Source organism: Hymenobacter sp. HSC-4F20, assembly GCF_019599275.1.
Taxonomy (GTDB): domain Bacteria; phylum Bacteroidota; class Bacteroidia; order Cytophagales; family Hymenobacteraceae; genus Hymenobacter.
On the sequence record NZ_JAHZTD010000037.1, the window covers coordinates 1 to 420 of the forward strand.

The 420-nt window shown below is 64.3% G+C and carries 1 pseudogene; it reads left to right on the top strand.

The annotated features are described in order from the left end of the window. Positions 1-420 (top strand): annotated as a pseudogene (locus tag K3G63_RS22615) (TonB-dependent receptor); the annotation flags it as partial.

A 420-nucleotide genomic window follows, 5' to 3' on the forward strand; every position in this document is an offset into this window, starting at 1 on the left:
GACAAGGTGCGCAAGCTCAACGGCCTCCTGCGCTACAGCCAGGGCACCGCGACGGACGGGGTGTCCGTCACCGGCATGGCCTATGCGAACAGATGGAATTCGACCGACCAGGTGCCGCAGCGCGCCATCGCCGGTGGATTTTTGAATCGCTTCGGCTCGGAGGATCCGAGCGACGGCGGCAACACCAACCGCTTCGCGCTGTCGGGCAGCGTCGCGCAGAGCGACGATCTCGGCTCGTGGAAGGCCAATGCCTATGTCGTGAAGAGCCAGCTCGATCTCGTCAACAATTTCACCTACTATCTCGGCGATCCCGTGCTCGGCGACCAGTTCCACCAGCACGACGACCGCCTGATGGCGGGCGCGAACATCTCGCGCACGTTGAACGGCTCGCTCGCAGGCCTGCCGATGCAGACCACGATC